Origin of the sequence: Flavobacterium hiemivividum (assembly GCF_004349145.1) — a bacterium.
GTDB classification, from domain to species: Bacteria; Bacteroidota; Bacteroidia; order Flavobacteriales; family Flavobacteriaceae; genus Flavobacterium; species Flavobacterium hiemivividum.
This window is the reverse complement of record NZ_SMFO01000007.1, coordinates 169188-188956: the sequence shown is the minus strand read 5'-3', so window position 1 is coordinate 188956 and position 19769 is coordinate 169188. Positions and strand designations below refer to the sequence as shown.

The 19769-nt window shown below is 34.7% G+C and carries 17 protein-coding genes and 1 pseudogene; all 18 read right to left on the bottom strand.

Features of this window, described 5'->3' with window-relative positions:
- Positions 1–4114, bottom strand: a pseudogene (locus E0F98_RS11090) (DUF11 domain-containing protein); the annotation flags it as partial.
- A gap of 114 nt (positions 4115–4228) precedes the next feature.
- The gene (locus E0F98_RS11085) at positions 4229–4936 is read right to left on the bottom strand and encodes a LytR/AlgR family response regulator transcription factor (RefSeq protein WP_132111419.1); all 708 of its coding nucleotides are present in this window, start codon (positions 4934–4936) and stop codon (positions 4229–4231) included.
- Positions 4937–4950: 14 nt separating this feature from the next.
- Positions 4951–5268, bottom strand: coding sequence for an Hpt domain-containing protein (locus tag E0F98_RS11080; protein ID WP_132111417.1), 318 nt, complete (start codon positions 5266–5268; stop codon positions 4951–4953).
- A complete protein-coding gene (locus tag E0F98_RS11075; protein ID WP_132111415.1) occupies positions 5268–6293 on the bottom strand; it encodes a sensor histidine kinase in 1026 nt (341 codons plus the stop codon). The genes E0F98_RS11080 and E0F98_RS11075 overlap by 1 nt, the downstream gene beginning before the upstream one ends.
- Complete coding sequence (locus E0F98_RS11070) at positions 6293–7426, bottom strand: FIST signal transduction protein (RefSeq protein ID WP_132111413.1); 1134 nt, start codon at positions 7424–7426, stop codon at positions 6293–6295. The genes E0F98_RS11075 and E0F98_RS11070 overlap by 1 nt, the downstream gene beginning before the upstream one ends.
- Before the next feature lie 11 nt (positions 7427–7437).
- Positions 7438–10047: a PAS domain S-box protein gene (locus E0F98_RS11065; protein WP_132111411.1), complete on the bottom strand. Its 2610-nt coding sequence runs from the start codon at positions 10045–10047 to the stop codon at positions 7438–7440.
- Positions 10048–10049: 2 nt separating this feature from the next.
- Positions 10050–10592, bottom strand: a complete 543-nt coding sequence (locus E0F98_RS11060; RefSeq protein ID WP_132111409.1) for a heme NO-binding domain-containing protein — start codon at positions 10590–10592, stop codon at positions 10050–10052.
- 7 nt (positions 10593–10599) lie between these two features.
- A complete protein-coding gene (locus E0F98_RS11055) occupies positions 10600–11013 on the bottom strand; it encodes a response regulator (RefSeq protein WP_132111407.1) in 414 nt (137 codons plus the stop codon).
- A gap of 417 nt (positions 11014–11430) precedes the next feature.
- Positions 11431–11655 (bottom strand): hypothetical protein, encoded by a 225-nt coding sequence (locus tag E0F98_RS11050; RefSeq protein ID WP_132111405.1) that lies wholly within the window; start codon positions 11653–11655, stop codon positions 11431–11433.
- A 96-nt stretch (positions 11656–11751) separates the two neighbouring features.
- Entirely contained in the window at positions 11752–12216 is a 465-nt protein-coding gene (locus tag E0F98_RS11045; protein ID WP_132111403.1) for a cyclophilin-like fold protein, read from the bottom strand.
- A gap of 10 nt (positions 12217–12226) precedes the next feature.
- A complete protein-coding gene (locus E0F98_RS11040; RefSeq protein ID WP_132111401.1) occupies positions 12227–13270 on the bottom strand; it encodes an alpha/beta hydrolase in 1044 nt (347 codons plus the stop codon).
- 10 nt (positions 13271–13280) lie between these two features.
- The gene (locus tag E0F98_RS11035) at positions 13281–13853 is read right to left on the bottom strand and encodes a sugar O-acetyltransferase (protein ID WP_132111399.1); all 573 of its coding nucleotides are present in this window, start codon (positions 13851–13853) and stop codon (positions 13281–13283) included.
- 83 nt (positions 13854–13936) lie between these two features.
- Complete coding sequence (locus tag E0F98_RS11030; protein WP_243699234.1) at positions 13937–14773, bottom strand: helix-turn-helix domain-containing protein; 837 nt, start codon at positions 14771–14773, stop codon at positions 13937–13939.
- Positions 14774–15308: 535 nt separating this feature from the next.
- Positions 15309–15635 (bottom strand): DMT family transporter, encoded by a 327-nt coding sequence (locus E0F98_RS11025; protein WP_132111397.1) that lies wholly within the window; start codon positions 15633–15635, stop codon positions 15309–15311.
- A gap of 71 nt (positions 15636–15706) precedes the next feature.
- The gene (locus tag E0F98_RS11020) at positions 15707–16270 is read right to left on the bottom strand and encodes a Crp/Fnr family transcriptional regulator (RefSeq protein WP_132111395.1); all 564 of its coding nucleotides are present in this window, start codon (positions 16268–16270) and stop codon (positions 15707–15709) included.
- A gap of 591 nt (positions 16271–16861) precedes the next feature.
- The gene (locus E0F98_RS11015; RefSeq protein WP_132111393.1) at positions 16862–17542 is read right to left on the bottom strand and encodes a copper homeostasis protein CutC; all 681 of its coding nucleotides are present in this window, start codon (positions 17540–17542) and stop codon (positions 16862–16864) included.
- Positions 17543–17545: 3 nt separating this feature from the next.
- Positions 17546–18544, bottom strand: coding sequence for an isoaspartyl peptidase/L-asparaginase family protein (locus E0F98_RS11010; protein WP_132111391.1), 999 nt, complete (start codon positions 18542–18544; stop codon positions 17546–17548).
- A gap of 313 nt (positions 18545–18857) precedes the next feature.
- Positions 18858–19712 (bottom strand): glycoside hydrolase family 16 protein, encoded by an 855-nt coding sequence (locus E0F98_RS11005; RefSeq protein WP_132111389.1) that lies wholly within the window; start codon positions 19710–19712, stop codon positions 18858–18860.
- Positions 19713–19769 lie beyond the last annotated feature (57 nt).

Genomic DNA, 19769 nt, shown 5'->3' with positions numbered 1-19769 from the left:
CAGAACCATTAGGATTTACCGTTAATGATCCGTTTGGTGTTGAAGTTAAAACAACATCACTTGGAGTGACCGGAGTTCCGTTCAAGGTATCGTTTGTCAATACATTAACTACATTGATTCCTCCTGTACTTCCATTAATCGGTCCTGCTGTATCGGGTCCTGCATCAATTGCTGCACCTGATACCGTTACAATTACCACTGCCTGGTCACAATTAGTCGGATTTAATATCTCACAAATCTGATATGTCAGGGTATAACTTCCTGCCGGTGTATTTGGTRCTACATTAAYCGTAGTTCCAATTAGTGTTATACCTGCATAAGTTGAAGAAACAAAAGTCGTATTTACCTCTGAGGCCCTAACCGGTTGTCCGTTGAGTGTGTCATTTACTAAAACATCAGCTACAGCTACTCCGCCAGTATATCCATTAGCACTACCAGCATCATCATTGGCAACAATTGCAGGAGCAATTACAGTAACAGTTACCGTAGCCGTATCACAATTGCTTGGATTTAGTATCTCACAAATAGTATAATTTACGGTATAAGTTCCTGCAGGAGTGTTTGGTATTACATCTACAGAACCATTAGGATTTACCGTTAATGATCCGTTTGGTGTTGAAGTTAAAACAACATCACTTGGAGTGACCGGAGTTCCGTTCAAGGTATCGTTTGTCAATACATTAACTACATTGATTCCTCCTGTACTTCCATTAATCGGTCCTGCTGTATCGGGTCCTGCATCAATTGCTGCACCTGATACCGTTACAATTACCACTGCCTGGTCACAATTAGTCGGATTTAATATCTCACAAATCTGATATGTCAGGGTATAACTTCCTGCCGGTGTATTTGGTGCTACATTAACCGTAGTTCCAATTAGTGTTATACCTGCATAAGTTGAAGAAACAAAAGTCGTATTTACCTCTGAGGCCGTAACCGGTTGTCCGTTGAGTGTATCATATACTAAAACATCAGCTACCGCCACTCCGCCAGTATATCCATTAGCACTACCAGCATCATCATTGGCAACAATTGCATTAACAGGGATTGGAGTTGATACTGAAGTGTTATTACCAGGAGTTGGATCTGGTTGATTTCCGGTAATAGTTGCTGTATTAGCAAAAGTGCCAGTAGCATTTACAGTAGCTGTAATTGTTAATGTAGCATTGGCACCATTATCCAAATTTCCAATCGTCCAAATTCCTGTTGCATTGTTATAAGTTCCTGAAGAAACTGTTGAACTCACATAAGTATATCCGTTTGGTAAAATATCGTTAACTACTACACCAGTAGCATTACTTGTCCCAGCATTAGCAGCAACAATATTGAACGTAATAGTTGAACCCACTACAGGTGTTGCATTACTGGATGTTTTGAGAACACTTAAATCTGCATTGGCGCATTGTAACGAACTACTTGCACCGCCATAACTTCCGTGAGTGTCAACAAAAGCGCCATATACATTTATACTGTTGATAACACTTGCTAGCGAACCAACAGTTATTCTAATTTCATCAAACGGTAATGTAGCTTCGAAACCAAGATTATAGAAACCAGGTCCTGAACCTAAAATTGGACCGCCTAATAATGTTAAGTCAATTAATGTGCCTGCATTTCTTAATTCTTGCAGTACTCCATTGTTGAAAGTCGATATTGTTATCGATTGGAATAAATTTAATTGAATTAATGAGTTTAAATCTTTAATGGTGAACCCAGCAAAAGTTCCTGGAGGATAAGTGAATATTTGGTCAGCAACAGCGATGGAGCCTGTAGCCAAAACCCCTGCAGTTAAAGTAATGTTTGCAAAATCGGCTGTGTTTGCAGTTAAAACATTATTGGTATTATTCACTGCACAAGCCACACAAGCCACACCATCAATTCCTGATTTAGCGCCATCAATGGTTACAGGGAAGGTTGGGCTTGTTAAAGCATAGGCCTGATTACAAGATACAGTCGTTGGACAGAATTTTTGCAAAACAGTGCTGTATACTTTTACCGTTCCTAAAGTAACTGCGACCAAATTGGTTAATGAAATTCGAACTTCATCAAATGGTAACGTCGTAATAAATCCTACTGTTTGTCTACCGGTGCCAACCAATAAGTTGGTATTAACAGAGATCAAAGCACTATTTCCGGATTTATTTTCCTGTTGTGTTCCGTTCAAATAAGTGGTAATTGTGATGGCATCAAAAGCATTGACATTTAATAAAGCTGGATTTTCTATCTCAAACCCGGCAAAATTCCCAGCAGAATAATCGCTGATTTGATCTTTAACAGAGATACTGGCTGCTGTGCCAACACTCACTGTTAAATCAATAGTTGCATAATTGTTGGGATCTGTGTCGATTAAGTTTTCAGTATCACTAACAGCACATAAAGCACATACTAAACCGTTGACTCCTGTTTTTTCTCCATTGATGAAAACTGGATAGGTTGGTGCGGTTATGGCTGTAATCGTATTACATGGTAAAGCAGGACCAGCGCAGAATTTTTCAAAAATAGCATTATAAATTTTGGTTAGACCTAGATTTACACCAACGGTTTGATTGAGGGAAATTTGTACTTCATCAAAAGGCAAAGTAGATGCAAATCCCAATTTGTATCGTCCTGTAGCATTAAGAAGGACGCCATTTACCAATAAGTTAGAACCGGAAAACTGTTGCTGCTGAGCTCCATTTAAAAACGTTGTTATTTGAATGTTGCCTAAAGCACTTACACTTGTCAAGTTGGTGTTTTCTATCTCAAATCCAACATAGCTTCCAGATGGATAATCTGTAACTTGATCTTTCACAGCTAAACTTGCTGAGCCAAGGACACCCACCGTCATATTTAAACTAGCATAATCGGTTGTGCTCACAGAAACCGCATTTTCAGGGTTGTCTACACTTCCAACACTAATACCTGATACGCCTGTATGGGAATATTGTATAGAAGTTGGAAATGCAGGATAGTTCATAGCAGTTGGTGTATTACACACCAAATCCGGTCCGGCACAGAAATTTTCATAAACGACATTATACACTTTCGTTAAACCGAGATTTACACCAACGGTTTGATTTAAAGAAATTTGAATTTCATCAAAGCCTGTAGTCGACACAAATCCTAATTTAGAGCGTCCACTTGCATTGAGAATCCCACCGTTTGCCAATATCGAAGCACCTGAAAATTGTTCTTTAAGTATACCGTTTAGATAGGTTGTTATTTGTATATTGTTAAGTACGGTAACGCTCAGTAAAGCAGTATTTTCGATTTCGAACCCGGCGTAAGTCCCAGCTGGATAATCTGTTGCTTGATCTTTTACTGCCAAGCTTACAGAGCCCAATACGCCGACCAACATATTTAAACTGGCAAAATCAGAAGTACTTGCTGAAACAGCATTTTCAGAATTGGTAACACTTCCAACACTAATGCCTGAAACACCAGTGTGAGTATATTGAATAGTAGACGGAAACACAGGGTAGTTTGCAGCTGTTGCAGTATTACACAACAAAGACGGACCTGCGCAATAGGTAGTTATAACCGGGTAGTAAATATTAGTGGTAGAAAGTACGGCTAAACCATTGACTGAAATTTCAATGGCATCAAAAAGTGAATCGGTATTGAATCCTAAAATATAAGTACCTGAACCTAAGCTAATATTTACTAATGCGGAACCGGTAAACGCTTCGGACACTATACCATTATTGTACGTTAGTATAGTAATATTGTTTAACAGATCTACGGATAGTATACCACCTGTACCTATTTTAAACCCGGCAAAAGTACCCGCAGCAAAATCATCATTACCATCGGTAACCCTTAGTCTATGGGTAACTCCGGTACCAGCCAAGGTTGAAGCCGAGGCAAAATTAGTAAGATTTGCATCTATCAAATTTGGAACGCCTGTTATACCACACGTAAGAATACAAGTGCCACTAGTGGAAGAACTAGTGCTTAAATTGTCAAAAGTAGCCCCCGAGACTAAAGGAATAGGGTCTAAAGTGTTGCACTGAACTGTTTCGTTTGCTAAAATCGATGGTTTTACTGGATTAGGTTTTCCATTACCAGCATATGATTTCATACTGCCTACAATAATAAAAAGTAGGAATAACAAGATTGTAATTTTCGCTTTCATGGCTATATGTTTTAATACAAAACAAAATTAGTTTGAGAAAGTGAGCAGAACTTTTGTATTCGCTAATTCAAAATTAACTGTAGATGAATTGATAAATAATATAGATGAATGAATTTACAATAAGTTCAATCGCTTCATTAATTCAGGTCGATTAGCGTGACTTATTGGAATAACATCTTTGGCAATCAATACGCTATTATCTTCGATATCGATGATTTTTTTGGTATTGATAATAAAGGAACGATGCACTTTTAAAAACAAATCTTTTGGTAATTTGTCTTCAATTTTTTTAAGAGTAGAATGAACGATATAGTTTTTTCCCTCTGTTTTGATATGGATATAATCGCCTTTGGCTTCTACTACATTTACTGTAGCGAACTCAATTTTTATTAACCTTCTATCAATGTTTATATAAAACTCATTAGCATTATCTTCAGTAACTGGTTTAGCAACTGTACTAGAGGGAGATAATTGTGTGGAATTAGCTTTCTGTATCGCTTTTAGAAATCGGTCTTCTGTGATAGGTTTTACTAAATAATCAACGATACATTCGTATTCAAAGGCTTCAAAAGCAAAGTTTTTATCAGAGCTTACCAAGATTACTTTTGGAGGGTTTTTGATGGTCTGAATAAAATCAAAACCTGTGAAATCGGGCATATGAATGTCTAGAAAAATTAAATCTACTTCATTTTGATTTAAATATTTAATAGCTTGCATGGCATTTGAAAACTCTTGCAGCAACTGCAACTGAGGATTGTTCTCAATCATTTTCTCAATGATGGCTCTTGCCATTTCTTCGTCGTCAATAACAATGCAATTCATATTTTAAGCCGATATTATAATTTCTCAATAAACTCTTGCATTACTTTTAAGATAGCCTCAAAATCAGACTGTGACTTAGTGTTTTTGTTTTTTAAATTCCCTTCAAATTCTTCAGCAATATAATAATTTTTTTCAAGACCTAGTATAGAAATTTTATGTTTCAATTTATGAACACTTTGTGCCGCTTCTGATAAATCGTTATTTATCATTTGGTTTTGATAGATAAGTATTTCTTCGGGTAATTCCCGTTTCAAAATGGCAATCATTTTAGCTTTAAATTCGAGGTCATCCCCCGATAGCTGGTTGATGTAATTATTATTCGGTTGTTCCATTAATTTTTAGGTAAAGTGAAATAAAAAGTTGTACCGATATTTTCTTGACTTACCAACCAAATTTTCCCCTTATATAAGTCAATAATTTTCTTTACTATCGAAAGGCCAATACCTGATGAGGGAGTTTGGTTTTGGAGTTTAGTGAACACTTCAAAAATTTTAATTTGGTATTTTTCAGCAATACCGACACCATTATCTTTGATATAAAATTGTATTTCATCTCCATTTTCATCACACCCAATTTCGACAGTACCTGTAGCTTTATCATTATAGGTTATCGCATTCTGAATGAGGTTTTGAAACAATTGTTTTAATCTAAAATCGTTTCCAAAAAATTTTGGCAAAGTAGTATTGATTTTTAGTTCAATGTGGTTTGGTAGAAGAATGGAACTTACTACTTCTTCAACCAAAATATTTAAATCAATAGTTCTATCTTCAAATTCATTTTTTTCAATCGATGAATAGATTAAAATGCCCTTAATCAACATATCCATTTTTTCTACGTTTGATAAAATGTCATACATCGATTTTTTATTCCCATCGGTCATCATTGCAGCATTATCCTCAATAAACCAATTAATTAAGGTATTAATATTACGCAAAGGTGATTTTAAATCATGCGATACCACATGTGCATATTCATTTAATGCTTGATTTTGTTTTTCAAGGTTAACCAATAATTCTTCTCGTTGTTTATTGATTTTAATGATTTCAACGGCTTGTTGTTTGATGAATTCCGATGATTTCAGACTATCGGTGTTTGAAAATTTACTGGCATCTAAATTCATTGACTTTAAAATTGCCTCTAAATTTCTGTTGATATCTTTTAAGTCTTCCGCTTCTTCTCGTAATTTTTGGTTGGCTTCATATAGTTCGTCAGAGCTAATTTTCATAGCTCTTTGTAACATTGCAATTTGATCTTCAAAATTTTGATATGAATCATCAATGGCACTAAAAAAAACATCCATGTTATTGAGACCCGTATCTAAATGCTTGGCGATTTGTCTTTTTAATAGAGAATTCATTATTCGCTGATTAATGTTAATGTCATGGTTTGATTGTGCAATTCACAAGCTGTTTGACTATTAAAAGGAGCCATTTCACCATAAGAATAAAAGCCAGTGATGGCGGTTTGTTTTCCTATAATTTCCTGTACTTGTTCAATTTCTTCTTCAACACGCTGGTTCATGACTAATTTTCTTCCAATACAACTGACCAACAAGGCGATTTGTGGTGGAGACTTTCTGTTTTTCATCGCAATTTCAGTAGCATGTTGGGCACCGGCTGCAATTCCGTCTACAGAAGCCATCATGAGCTGTACTCTAGAATTCACGGGAACATCACCAGCAAGAACCATCGAATTATTGTCATCATTAATACTTAATATTGTGCGAACTACGGGTTCGGTTTTCCCTTCTGGCGTTACATTTAATGGATAAAAAAGTGAAGCTTGAGGCAATTGGTTCGCCTTATCACCTAAATAATTTTTGTATAAATTGAGAGCCGGTTGACCGTCGATCTCAAAAAGGATATTAGCATTAGAATTGGTAATTTTACGTTCGGGACCAAAAGGAATCCATCCTCCAAAATTGCCAAAAGTGATTTCGAGTGATTCTCCATAAAATCCAATTAAAACCACTTCACCTTCTTTTGGATTATCTTTATAGGAGGCTAATGTTTTTAAAAATCTTGCGTCATCACCACACATTCCACCAGTAATAGCGACTGCATTTAAAAGATTCTTTTCTATTCCTTCTATCAAAGAACTTCCATTGACAAAGCTTCCTTCTGATAGGACAAAAAGATGTTTTAGATTGGTCTTGGTTATTTTAGCATATAAGGCTTCTCCAAGTGGTTCTGCCTTTTTGTCAAAGTTTAAAATGTTTTCGGTTACGACTTCAAAACTACTTTTCTCAAATTCTATCGCTGTTACTACAATGGAATTGTCATTAACATGACAACACATAATTTCTCCGGCAGTAGAACCAAAAACAAGGTGCTCGTATGGAAATTGTTTTCGAATATCGGCTAATACATCTTTATCTTCTAATAGAAAACGATTAGCAAAAACTAACACCAAAGGATTGTTTAATACTATATTTTCTTGAAGGAATTTCCAAGGTTGGTTTTCTAATTTTGAAGCTTGAACTATTCTCATTATTTGAAAATTTATTTGTTTAGTTTAATAAAGAAGGTAGCTCCTTGACCGATTTCACTTTCAATCCAGATTTTACCATGATACAAGTCGATTATTTTTTTTACTATTGAAAGTCCGAGTCCTGTTGATTTATCACTAGAGCCTAAAGACTGAAATATTTTAAATATTTTTTCTTGATTTTCTTTCGCGATTCCCGGTCCGTTATCTTTTATTGAAAACAGATAATGCTTTGGCAAAGACTTGCAATCTACTTCAACAATTCCACTAGGTTTATCAATATAATTTACAGCGTTGCTGATGATGTTTTGAAACAATTGTTGGATTCTAAATCGATCGGCTTTTACCATTGGTAAATTATTTTTAATAACAACTGTTGTATGCGACGGAATGTGAATAATGTTGATGATATTTTGAACGATTTCTTGGGTGTTGACGTTTTCCATTGCGACATCGGTCTTGTCAATTTTGGCGTAGGTCAGGATGCCTTCTATAAGATGATCCATTTTTTCTACTTTGTTTTCCATCATTCCCAAATACTGCAAAGTTTGAGGATTAAACTCTTTTTGATTATCTTCTTTTATCCATGTCAATAAAGAGTAAATACTGCGCAAAGGCGATTTTAAATCATGCGAAACAATCGATGCGTAATCTTCGAGTTCTTCGTTGCTTTTCGCCAAACTGTCCACTAGGAATTCTCGTTGTTGTTCCAATTCTTTTTTCTTGGTAATATTTTCCTCGATGGCAAAGAATTTGACCACTTCATTGTTCTTATTATACAAAGCTTGGCCTTGAATATTCACCCAGTATTTTTCACCATTTTTAGAATAATTGATAATTTCGCAATTAAAAGGTAACCCTTTTTGAATGCAGTCTTTCATATAGCATATTGTTTCCGGATTGGTTTCAGAGCCTTGCAAGAAATGACCCGGTTTTCGTCCTATAATTTCCTCCATTGAAAAGCCCGACATGTATAAAAAACTTGGATTGGCCCATTCGATAGTTCCTTCTTTGTCGGTGATAATTACAGCATTGATATTTTTCTCCGCAATGAGTGATAGCAAAAACAATTGTTCTTCTTGTCTTTTCTGTTCGGTAATATCAAGATGTATTCCTATTGAACCAATAATATTTCCGTAAAGATCATAATTAGGTGCTCCACTAATTAGCCAGTTGCGCTTTTCTCCTTTTTTGTTTACTATTTTTACTTCATAAGAGTCGGCTTCTCCTTTAGTGCGAGTATGATTTTTAGATTGTATGGTCTGCAGTCTTTCTTCTGGAATTAAAAATTCGGAGGCTTTCTTACCTTTTAACTCTTCAGAAGCATACCCACTCATTTCACTAAAGCTATTATTAGATAAAGTGATGACATCATTTAAGTCTACTTCAAGTAGTCCCAAATTCATGTTGGCAATGATGTTTTGATATTTGCTTTTTTCTATCTCAAGACTTTCATCATAGCGTTTTTTAAGTGAGATATCCTCTAACATTGCGAAATATTGTTTCACATTGCCCTGCTCATCAAAAATAGGTTGTCCTTTGATTCGTGACCAGAAATAGCTTCCATCTTTTCTACCGTGTATGAGTTCCTCTTCAAAATGCTCTCCTCTATAGAAAGGAAGGAGCATCTTTGAAAAATCTTCTTTGTGGGTGTGTTCACAATTTCCAATTTCTATTGGAGTTTTTCCTAAAATGAATTCCTTAGAATAACCTGTCAAATTTGTGTAGGCATCATTGCACCAAAAAATGCTGCCATCGGGATTAGTAAATACTATTCCGTTTTCATTCGAACTGGCAACAAGTGACAATCGTTCTAATTCGGCTTGGTTTTTCTTTTGCTCGGTGATGTCTCGTCCATAAATATTGATGTACCTCTCCTCTTTAAGACTTTTGCATACGAAAGAATAATCTACAGTTCCACATTTGGTTTCAAAAGTATATCGTTCAGCATCAACATTTATTTCTTTAATAATGTACTTAAAAAAGGATTCGGCATTGTATTCTTTTTCTAAATGAATAAAGAAAGAAAGTTTCTCAGCAGCGGGATTTCTTTTTAACAAATTTCCGTCAAAATCTAAGCGTATCAATGGATCTGGATTTTGCATAGGAAATAAGGCAATATCATGAATTTCCTTATTAGCTAGCTTTAACTTGTTTTTTTGGTTATTAATTGTAGTTAATAATTCTTTTAATTCTTTGGAAGTATTTTCTTGATTATTGAGCACATGAAGTAAATCTAAAAGCGGATCATGCAGAGCAAAATCGTGTAAGGTTAGCTTTTTTTCGACAACTTCCTTCATGGATTGAAACCAAGGCGAGCCAACAAATAACAAGGAACTTTCAATTAATTCGAATTGTCCTCGAAGTGATATCCCACTTTTTTTACATGTAATAACTGTTAGTTGGTTATTACTAAATACTAATTCCTGAAATGTTGGTTTTTCAAGATATGGTCTGCTAATTTCAAAACAAATAGCAAAAGAAGAGGCTTTTTCAATTCCTGGACAAATTTTAGCTAAGCTTTTGCCATAACTTTTGATTGTTAATGAATCATCAATTAGAATATAAAATGGGAATAACCTATTAAAATTATCATCACTAAATTTAAATTCTAATTTTTCCATTTTTACCAGTTTATTTTAAAAATTTCATGCGTACTTCCTTCATCACGAGTTTGAAGTAATTCCAAAGTTAAGGGGGTATCGAACATTTTACCCAATCCCTGAATTAAGCCACGAACAAACTCTTGCAAACCTTGTCTTTTAGAAAAATAATGCAGATGCAAGCCGTTTTCGGTAACATCACTAACTTTGAATTCAGGAGGTGTAAGCTTTGGATATATGAGCATTACACGGTTGTGAAAGTTCGGTAAATTTATTAGAAATTCTTTCAAATTAGTTCCTCCAGAATCCATTAATCCAGGATATTTTTCGGTTGTTGTTTTGACAACCCACCATTCTCCAAAAGCAATTAGTACATCACCTACACTCATTTTCATTTCTTCCGAAACAGCCACTGCTAATTTGAAAGTCACATCATCATCATAGGGTTCGCTACTAATAAAAAAATCAATATCAATACCACTTCGCTCTTTGATGGCTTCCCATTTTTCCTCACCAAAATTAGCGATCACTAAGTCTTCGATGGCTTTGTTTACAATTCCATACATAACCTTATTATTGAGAAATTAATTCATTACTACTCCAATATTCAATGACTTTCTTAATACGGTCTACATAATCCTCATACTTTAATGGCTTCAAAACATAACCAGCAATACCAATTTTATAACATTCCTTAACATCTTTGTAGTTGTTAGAAGTAGTTAAAACTATTGCAGGAATGTATCTTAAATAGTCATCATTTTTTAGAATCTGCAAAAATTCAATACCATTTATTTTAGGCATATTCAAATCTAAGATAATTATATCAGGAATGATTTTTTTTTCTTTTAAAATGAGTAACGCTTCTTCACCATTACTAGCCTCAACTATTTTATGATTCATTTTTAAAGTAGTGAGCACTCTGTTGAATTTTAATAATTCGATTGTATCGTCTTCAATAAGTAATATGTTTAATGATTTTGCCATTTTTTTGTATAATTATCCAAGATCAAAGCTAGGACAAAGCCTTTGAAACTTGTTTTTTATTCGTTGGTTCAATTGTTAGTATCGCCGAATGGCAAAAAAGTATCGATGAGCCGATTTAAAATTCTGAATAGATTTTGTAACTGTCTAGTAATCTTTAATACAATTTAGCTAGATTCTGTCGCATCTGCCCTATAAATCCAAGAGAAATCAGCGACCCGAAATTATGCGGTTAATTTGCAAAATGATTTGAACTACACTTATTCCTTTTTTTGAAAAAAGAAGTTTGATTTAGTTTTTGAAAAAAAGAGTAGTAAAAAGCGTTAAAAAGTGCTCTTAGAGCGCTAAAATATAAAGCCAATACTTTTAGATATTGTTTTTAATGTTTTTTGACCAGCGTGGTCCACCCTGCTTGGCATCTTAGCGGTGGCCAAAATCTAAATCCCTATGAAAATTAGTTTTATGGGTAAGAGAACCTATGTCCAATCTCGGAGCTTCGGGAGAAGGAAAACAAATTAAAAACCAAGCAAAACCACTTTCTAAAAAAAGAGGCACATTGGCCTCTTGAAGTTTTCTCTGAAATTTTAACGACAACTCCATAGGGTTAACGAAGGTGTAATCGATTCTGTTTAATACTGCTTTCATTACGTCCTTCCGTTCTATCGCTCGGGTGTTCGTGCTTCGCACGCAACAAAAACCTAGCTGTTATAGGCTGTGGTTCTTGTGAATTACGATTTTCCGTTATTCCATTTCAAAAGTAACTGTTACGTTTCCACCACCTAATGCAGATGCAAAACCTGTTACATCAATTACTTTTCCGAGTTTTGTGTAGCTGTAAGATGTCGGAAAGGTTTTGTAAAACAATACCAATGTTTTTGAGCCATATAACATTAAATCGCCATTTTTTATTGTTTGAGGATTAGACGAATTTGTTGGCAGACTGTTGGGTAAGTCGTAATATTTTTCATTTCCGTTTAGCTCGTCCATTGTAATGGTTATGGGTAACATTTTCTTAAATTCTTTTGCCGAGTTATTGTCCAAAAGTATAGCAGTAAAGGCTTTTGAATTGACTGTTATTTTAATTTTTTCGTTTCCCATAGCGTTGTTATTTTCTATTTCATTAGTTTCAACTTCTTTGGTACAAGACGATGCACTACTGATAAAAATGGACATAAAAGTCAAAATAATTAGAAATGAATATTTCATAATTTTGTTATTATTTTAAATGTTCTTTAAAAAACGTTTCTAATTTATCGAAAGGAATAACAGCCACATTATCATACAAATCTACGTGAACAGCATTTGGAACGATTACAAGTTCTTTTGGTTCGGAAGCCATTTTAAAAACATCTTCGCTAAAATATTTGGAGTGTGCTTTTTCTCCTGCAATAATTAAAATTGGTCGTGGTGAAATTTCTTTGATGTAACTTAAAATCGGCATATTCATAAATGACAACGGATTTGTTGCAGTCCACGAACCGGTCGAGTTTACCGAACGTTCGTGAAACCCACGTGAAGTGCGGTAATAATCATGATATTCTTTTATAAATTGAGGTTCATCGCCTTTCAATTTTTCTGCGTTTAAAACAGAACCAGGTTGAAAAGTTCCTGCTTCGGCATCTTTCCAACGTTGTTCGCCTAATTGCTCCAATGTTTCAGTGCATTGTTCTACTGTTACTGCATCGTTATAACCTTTTGACATCACTCTTGTCATATCATACATCGTAGCAGTTGCAACAGCTTTTACACGTTTGTCTACAGCAGTAGCGTTTAGGGCAAAACCTCCAAAACCACAAATTCCGATAATTCCAATTTTATTTCTGTCAATATTTTTCTGTATTCCAAGAAAATCTACGGCTGCACTAAAATCTTCTGTATTGATTTCGGGTGAAGCTACATTTCTTGGTTCGCCACTGCTTTCGCCTGTGTAAGATGGGTCGAATGCCACAACCGCAAAACCACGTTCTGCCATTTGGTTGGCGTATAATCCTGAAGACTGTTCTTTAACGGCTCCAAAAGGTCCGCTAATTGCCAATGCTGATAATTTTTCCGTTCCTGCATTTTTAGGAAGATATAAATCGCCTGAAAGTGTTATGCCGTAGCGGTTTTTGAAAGTCACTTTTTGGCGTGTCACTTTTTCGCTCAATTTAAAAGTATAATGTTCGGTTGTTTCCATTTTTTTTGATTTAGATTTTTTTACTTGTGCAAAAGATGTTCCTGCTAAAAGAAGCATCATTGCGATTACAAAAGTTTTTTTCATTTTTTTTAAATTAAATTGTTTTTAAAATTTTCGCAGGAATTCCGCCTACAATTGTATTATCTGGAACATCTTTTGAAACCACTGAACCTGATGCTACAACTGCATTTTCGCCAATGGTTACGCCTTGTAAAATGGTAGCATTTGCGCCAATCCAAGCATTTTTTTTGATGTAAATAGGACCAACAGTTAATGAATGTCGATTTTCAGGTTCAATCGGATGTCCTTCGGTAAGCAAACTAACTTTTGGTGCAATCAACACATTTTCTTCGATGGTAATTCCGCCTAAATCCAAAAAAACACAATCAAAATTGATGAATACATTTTTTCCTATTTTGGTATGCTTTCCGTAGTTGATGTGAAGTGGTGTAAAAACGGTTACACTTTCATCAATTTCACTGTCGGTGATTTGGCTCAACAAATTTCTAATTTCTGTCGCTTCACTAGAATTGTTCATTTGCACCAATAATTTTTTCGTTGCAAAAGAAGCTTCACGCATTTTGTACGCTTCTGTATCGTATGATGAAATGGTTTCTCCGTTTCGTAACCTTTCAAATATATTTGATTTTGGACTTTGTGCTTGCATTATCTTAATTATTACAATGCAAAATTAAAAATAAAGCCTCACAGATGGTTTTCTGTGAGGCTCAATCTTCTTTTCTCTAAAGCTCAATTTTGAACTTCTGTTGGCGAAATTCCGTACTGCTTTTTGAATGCTGTTGAAAAGTGGGAAGCATTTTTAAAACCAACTTCTGCATAAACATCTTGTACTTTTTGTCCTTCTTCCTTTAGCTTTATGTACGCCGTTTCTAATCTTTTTTTTATCAACCATTTTTGAGGAGTAAGGTTGCTTATTTTTTTGAAATCACGTTTAAAAGTCGCCAAACTTCTACCTGTAAACGAAGCGATTTGTTCCATCGTCAAGTCTTCCATATAGTTGTCGTTTAGAAACTCTAACAGGTCAATTTTCCAAGGTTCGGCAAAGTCGAAAAGTATTGGGTAGAGCAGTTCGTTGCTGTTTAGTAAAGTATAAATTCCTTCCAATACTTTCAATTGAATAATACCTTCTGTTGGCTTTACATTGCTGTCGAAATAGGGAATAAGCGATTGAAACAAACTTTGTATGGCAGGATTTAGCTCTAATTTGAAAACAGTTTTGTCGGATATTTTTATCTCTTTTGGAATTTCAGATTTGTTCATTTTGCTATAAAAATCACGCAAAACAGTACGGTTAAAAGTAAGAGAAATACCTTTGTATAATTCTTCACCTTTGCTATTTTTGTACATTTTTAGTCGATGGTCACGTCTGATAAAAGCACAATCTCCAGCTTTCAATTTTATTTTATTGTTTCTGTCTTCAATAATTTGTTCGCCAGAATACAAATAGACCAAAACGTGTTCTGGTGTAGCGTGAATGCACTTTTCGCTGAAATCTGAAAAGCAAGAAAGAAAAACCCCAGAATAACTTAATGTTTTTAATTTGTCTTCTTGTACTACTTCCATCATTTTAGAAATTACTTTATTAACAAACAAAATTACAATTTAAATTCTTGAATTACTTTGTTGTAAAGCTCATTGTATATTTCTGAAAGGCTCAATTTAATACTTAGTTTATTTCTCTTTTTGAAAAAAAAAATTTGATTGAGCTTTTCAAAAAAGGAGTCGTAAAAAGCGTTAAAAAACGCTTTTAGAGAACTTAAATATAAAGCCAATATTTTTAGATATTATTTTACCGGTTTTTGACCAGCGAGGACCTCCACCTTGGTATTTTGGCGGTGGCCAAAACTTAGTTGCCTGTAAAAACTAACTTTATGGGTAAGGGAAGTTGTGCCGGTAAGTGAAGGAAAACACGAAAAAACTACCCTTATTGTACTGCAAAAAAAAAAGAGGACTTTAAATCCTCTTATAACCTTTCAAATCATTTTACGATAACTCTATAATGTTGACGGTATGTAACCGTTTCCGTTCAACAGGAGTTTTATTGTTCGTTCTCCGAACGCAACTAAACTCTAGCTGTTATGTGCTTGTGCTTTTTCCAATTTTAATGCGACACTACCTTTAGTCCTATAATAGAGCCGACTAAAGTTGTAATAAATAGTAACCGTAAAAAGGTTGCAGGTTCTTTAAATACCAAAATTCCAACTAAAACGGTTCCGACTGCTCCAATTCCTGTCCATATGGCATAGGCTGTTCCAATTGGTAAAACCAGGGTTACTTTAATTAAAAGTCCCATACTGATAGTAAGGGTAAGAAGAAAACCTGCATACCACAAATACATTTCATTTCCTGCCGTTTCTTTGGCTTTCCCCAAACAAAAAGCAAAAGCCACTTCAAATAAGCCCGCAATAATTAAAATAATCCAATTCATTTTCTTTATTTTTTTTCAAAGGTCAGAAATAAGATTGATGAAAAATTTTACAAATGATAAAAAATGAACTTCTATTTTATTTCAGCTCTTATTCTGCTCAAACTGACTTGAGTTATACCCAAATAAGATGCTATATATCCTAATTGGACTCGTTGAATTAAGTTTGAATTGTTTTTTAGAAGGTCTTTGTAGCGTTCTGTCGCTGTTCGGAATTGTCGGGAAATAAGTCGCTCTTCAGTTTTGATAAGCTCTTGTTCAGCAAACTTTCGTCCCCAATTTGCTATATGTATATCTTCATAAAATAGTTTTTGTAAATTACTTATTTTCAATTCATATAGCTCGCAGTCTTCTAATAGTTCAATGTCTTCATATCCTTTTTGATTTTCAACATAACTTTTCATTGAGAGAATAGTATCACCTTCTTTTCCGAACCAAAAAGTTATCTCGTTGTCCCCTGTTTTAGAATAAGCCCTAACAATTCCTTTTTTTATAAAATAGATGCTATTTTCAATTTTGTCAGCTCGTAACAAAATATGCCCTTTAGGATAACTAACTTTTACAATACTTTGGTAGAGTTTTAGCTTTAAAGCGCCTGGGAGCAGATATACCTTATCAAGAATTTGTTCAATGTTCATTTAGTACGGTGTCTTTTCAGCATAGCACATAACATCAGTCTGTGGAAATACCTTTGTTACGTTCTTTCAAATATAATACATATTCCTTATACAAAAGCAAGAAAAGTTGTATCTTTAATAATGCAACACATTACTGGAATTCCTCGCAATCAGATGGTTTTTTTTCTAGTTTAGAAGAAACTATTTTAACAGAAAACCCCGTTCGTTTTGTAGACGCTTTTGTGGAATATATAAATTTTATAAAACTAGTTTTTTCAGTTCAAACACTTAAAAAGAAGGTTGCCCGAGTTATGATAGCAAAATATTTCTAAAAATCTATTATTAGGACGATCTCAAAGCCGAATGCAATTCCTGATAATAGCTTTAGAACAACTACTAGTAATTCGAGGTCAGGATTAAACAAAAAAAATAAATCTAAATCAATAATACACAAAATTATAGTTAAATATTTAAACATTAAAAAAAATTAGAACTACTATCTATTTCAATAAAAAATTCGTCCTAAAAACCGACTTCATTTACACGGAATCGATTTTTACAGACGAATTTTTACTTTTATTATCTTACTAATAATTTATCTTGAAAACTATCTTATATACATTCCAATTTCCTTTTTAAGGCTTTCACTTCATCTCCATTTGCGGTTTCTCCTGAATCAGTAACAGCAGAAGAATGGTAAAATACAGCCTTCGTTTTTTCTTGAAGTAAGCCAACATTCGTAGAGCGCAATCCGCCGCCTGGCATAATTGTTATTCTTCCATTAGCTTTAACAACTAATTCAGCTAACACCACAATACCTTCTACTACATTTTGCTCTTGCCCAGAAGTAAGTATTGTTTTAAATCCGCAGTCAATAACCGTTTCAAGCGATTGATATACATTATTTACCACGTCAAAAGCACGATGAAAAGTACATGGAGTTGGACTGGCTAGAGCCACTAATTCACTGTTCTGTTCTATATTAATATTACCTTCTTTATCTAAAATCCCGAAGACAAAACCATCTATATTTAATCTTTTAAATGCTATGATTTCTTCTTTCATTTGTTCGAATTCAGCATTCGTGTAAACAAAATCTCCACCACGCGGACGAATCATTACATTCAAATCAACAGAGAGTTCCTTTCTTGCTTGTTCTGTAATTCTAAAATCAGGAGTTGTTCCGCCCTCCTTCATACTAGCACACAATTCTACTCTGTCTGCACCATTCGTTTGCGCTATAATTGCAGATTCTAGATTAAAACATGCAATTTCTAATTTGTCGTTTTTCATTTATTATTTTAAAAAATATTCGGTATCAATTAATCTATTTCCTGTATCGTCATGAACGGCATAATTAAATCCTCCCTGAATACAGTAAGATCCATACTCTCCTTTTTTATTCAAGGCTATAAAACCTACCTGAATATCTTTTAATTCCTTGCCTCTGTTTCTAGTCAATTTTACGATTCGCGAGACTGCTTCTTCACAAGCTTTTTGGGGTGACTTCCCCTGACGCATTAACTCGACAACCAAATGGCAGCCAACAATACGAATCACTTCTTCACCGTGACCAGTAGCTGTCGCGGCACCAATTTCGTTATCTACAAACAAACCCGCGCCAATGATAGGAGAATCCCCCACTCGACCGTGCATTTTGTAGGCCATTCCACTAGTTGTACAAGCTCCTGAAAGATTCCCATCAGCATCTAACGCAATCATACCGATGGTATCGTGATTTTCAATATTGGCAATCGGTTTGTACTGACTGGTTTTCAGCCATTCTTTCCATTCTTTTTCAGATTCTTCGGTCAATAAATTCTCTTTTTTGAACCCTTGGGCTAATGCAAATTGTAAAGCGCCTTCTCCCACTAACATCACGTGTGGCGATTTTTCCATCACTCCTCTCGCAACAGATATAGGATGTTTGATGTGTTCTAAGCAAGCTACTGAACCTATATTCGAATATTCATCCATAATACAGGCGTCGAGCGTTACACGTCCTTCTCTATCCGGGCGTCCGCCAAAGCCTACACTGCGTTCTGTAGGATCTCCTTCAGGGATTTTTACTCCAGCTTCGACAGCATCGAGAGCGCGCCCTTTAATTTTCAATATTTCCCAAGCTGCTGCATTAGCTTCAATACCAAATCTCCAAGTAGAAAGAACTATAGGCTTTCTTCCTTTTTTTGATGCAACAATATTATTTTCTTCTTCGGGCTTCCCTACAAAAGAATTCAGTCCAACAGCCATCGTCGCCATTGCTGCCGTCTTTAAAAAATTTCTACGGTTACTCATCTTATTATTTTTATTTATCTATAATTCTGTACCAAAACTAAAAATAGGATTTCTAGCATTATTTGTATTTCTTATCTCAAAGATATTATTTTGAATTTTAAAATAGCACTATGAACTTATCAGTGGCTAAAATTCAACTTTGTTTTTTTTATTGGCCTAATTGTATTTTAAACTACCGCTAAAGTAACTATTCTCTTCTGCTGAACTTCTAGACGCCTGCTCTTTTTACAACTAAAAAAAGACTGTCTCTACATCTATATCTTAATTTCCTCAGTAAAAAAAACTGAGTTTTTAACTCTTCAATACTTCAAAATCATCTCTTTTCATAAACTCTTACGTAGTCTACTAAGAATTTTTGTGGCAAAATCGTATCGTCAATTGGTCCAGGCCAGTTCGCTCCCATTGCCAAATTCAGCAATAAATAAAATGGTTTACGAAAAGGATTATCATCACCCACTCCCGCTGAATCAACTGAAAAACTATGATACTTTTTATCATCAAAATAAACATCAATCGTTTGCTCATTCCACTCTATGGCATAAACATGAAAGTCAGCGTCTAAATTTTCGACAACTATCTTATTCCCATTCGATTTATTCCCTTTGCCTAGAGGATCAGGAAAATGCATCGTTCCATAGATTTCTTTGGGTTGATTTCCCACAAATTCCATAACATCAATCTCACCACATTTTGGCCAACCTATTTCAGATCTATTCGTTCCCATCATCCAGATCGCTGGCCATATTCCTGCGCCTTGAGGAAGCTTAGCTCTGACCTCGATTCTTCCATATTTCCAACCTACTTTCCCGAGAGTATTGATACTAGCGGAAGTATATTGGGCGGTAGGATTTTCGGTTTTCCAAGTCTTATCTTCTTTAGAATAGAACTCATTGGGATAGCTTTCCTTTCTGCCTGTAATAGCCAAAACTCCTTTACTTACCCACACATTTTCTTGTCTAGCATTTGTATAATATTGTTGCTCATTATTTCGAATGTGTCCTACTTCGTAACTCCATTTTGATGGATCTGGAAGTCCGGTATAATTAAATTCTTCTTTCCATACTAATTTCCATTTTTCCTTTTTTTGCGCGTTTAAAGAAGCGCTACCAATTAGTATTGCTACCAAAAACAATTTACTGAAAGCTGCTATTTTTTCATTCTTAATCATACTTTTTCATAATTTCATAAGTTGTACGCTTCTATTATTTTATAATTTACTCTACAA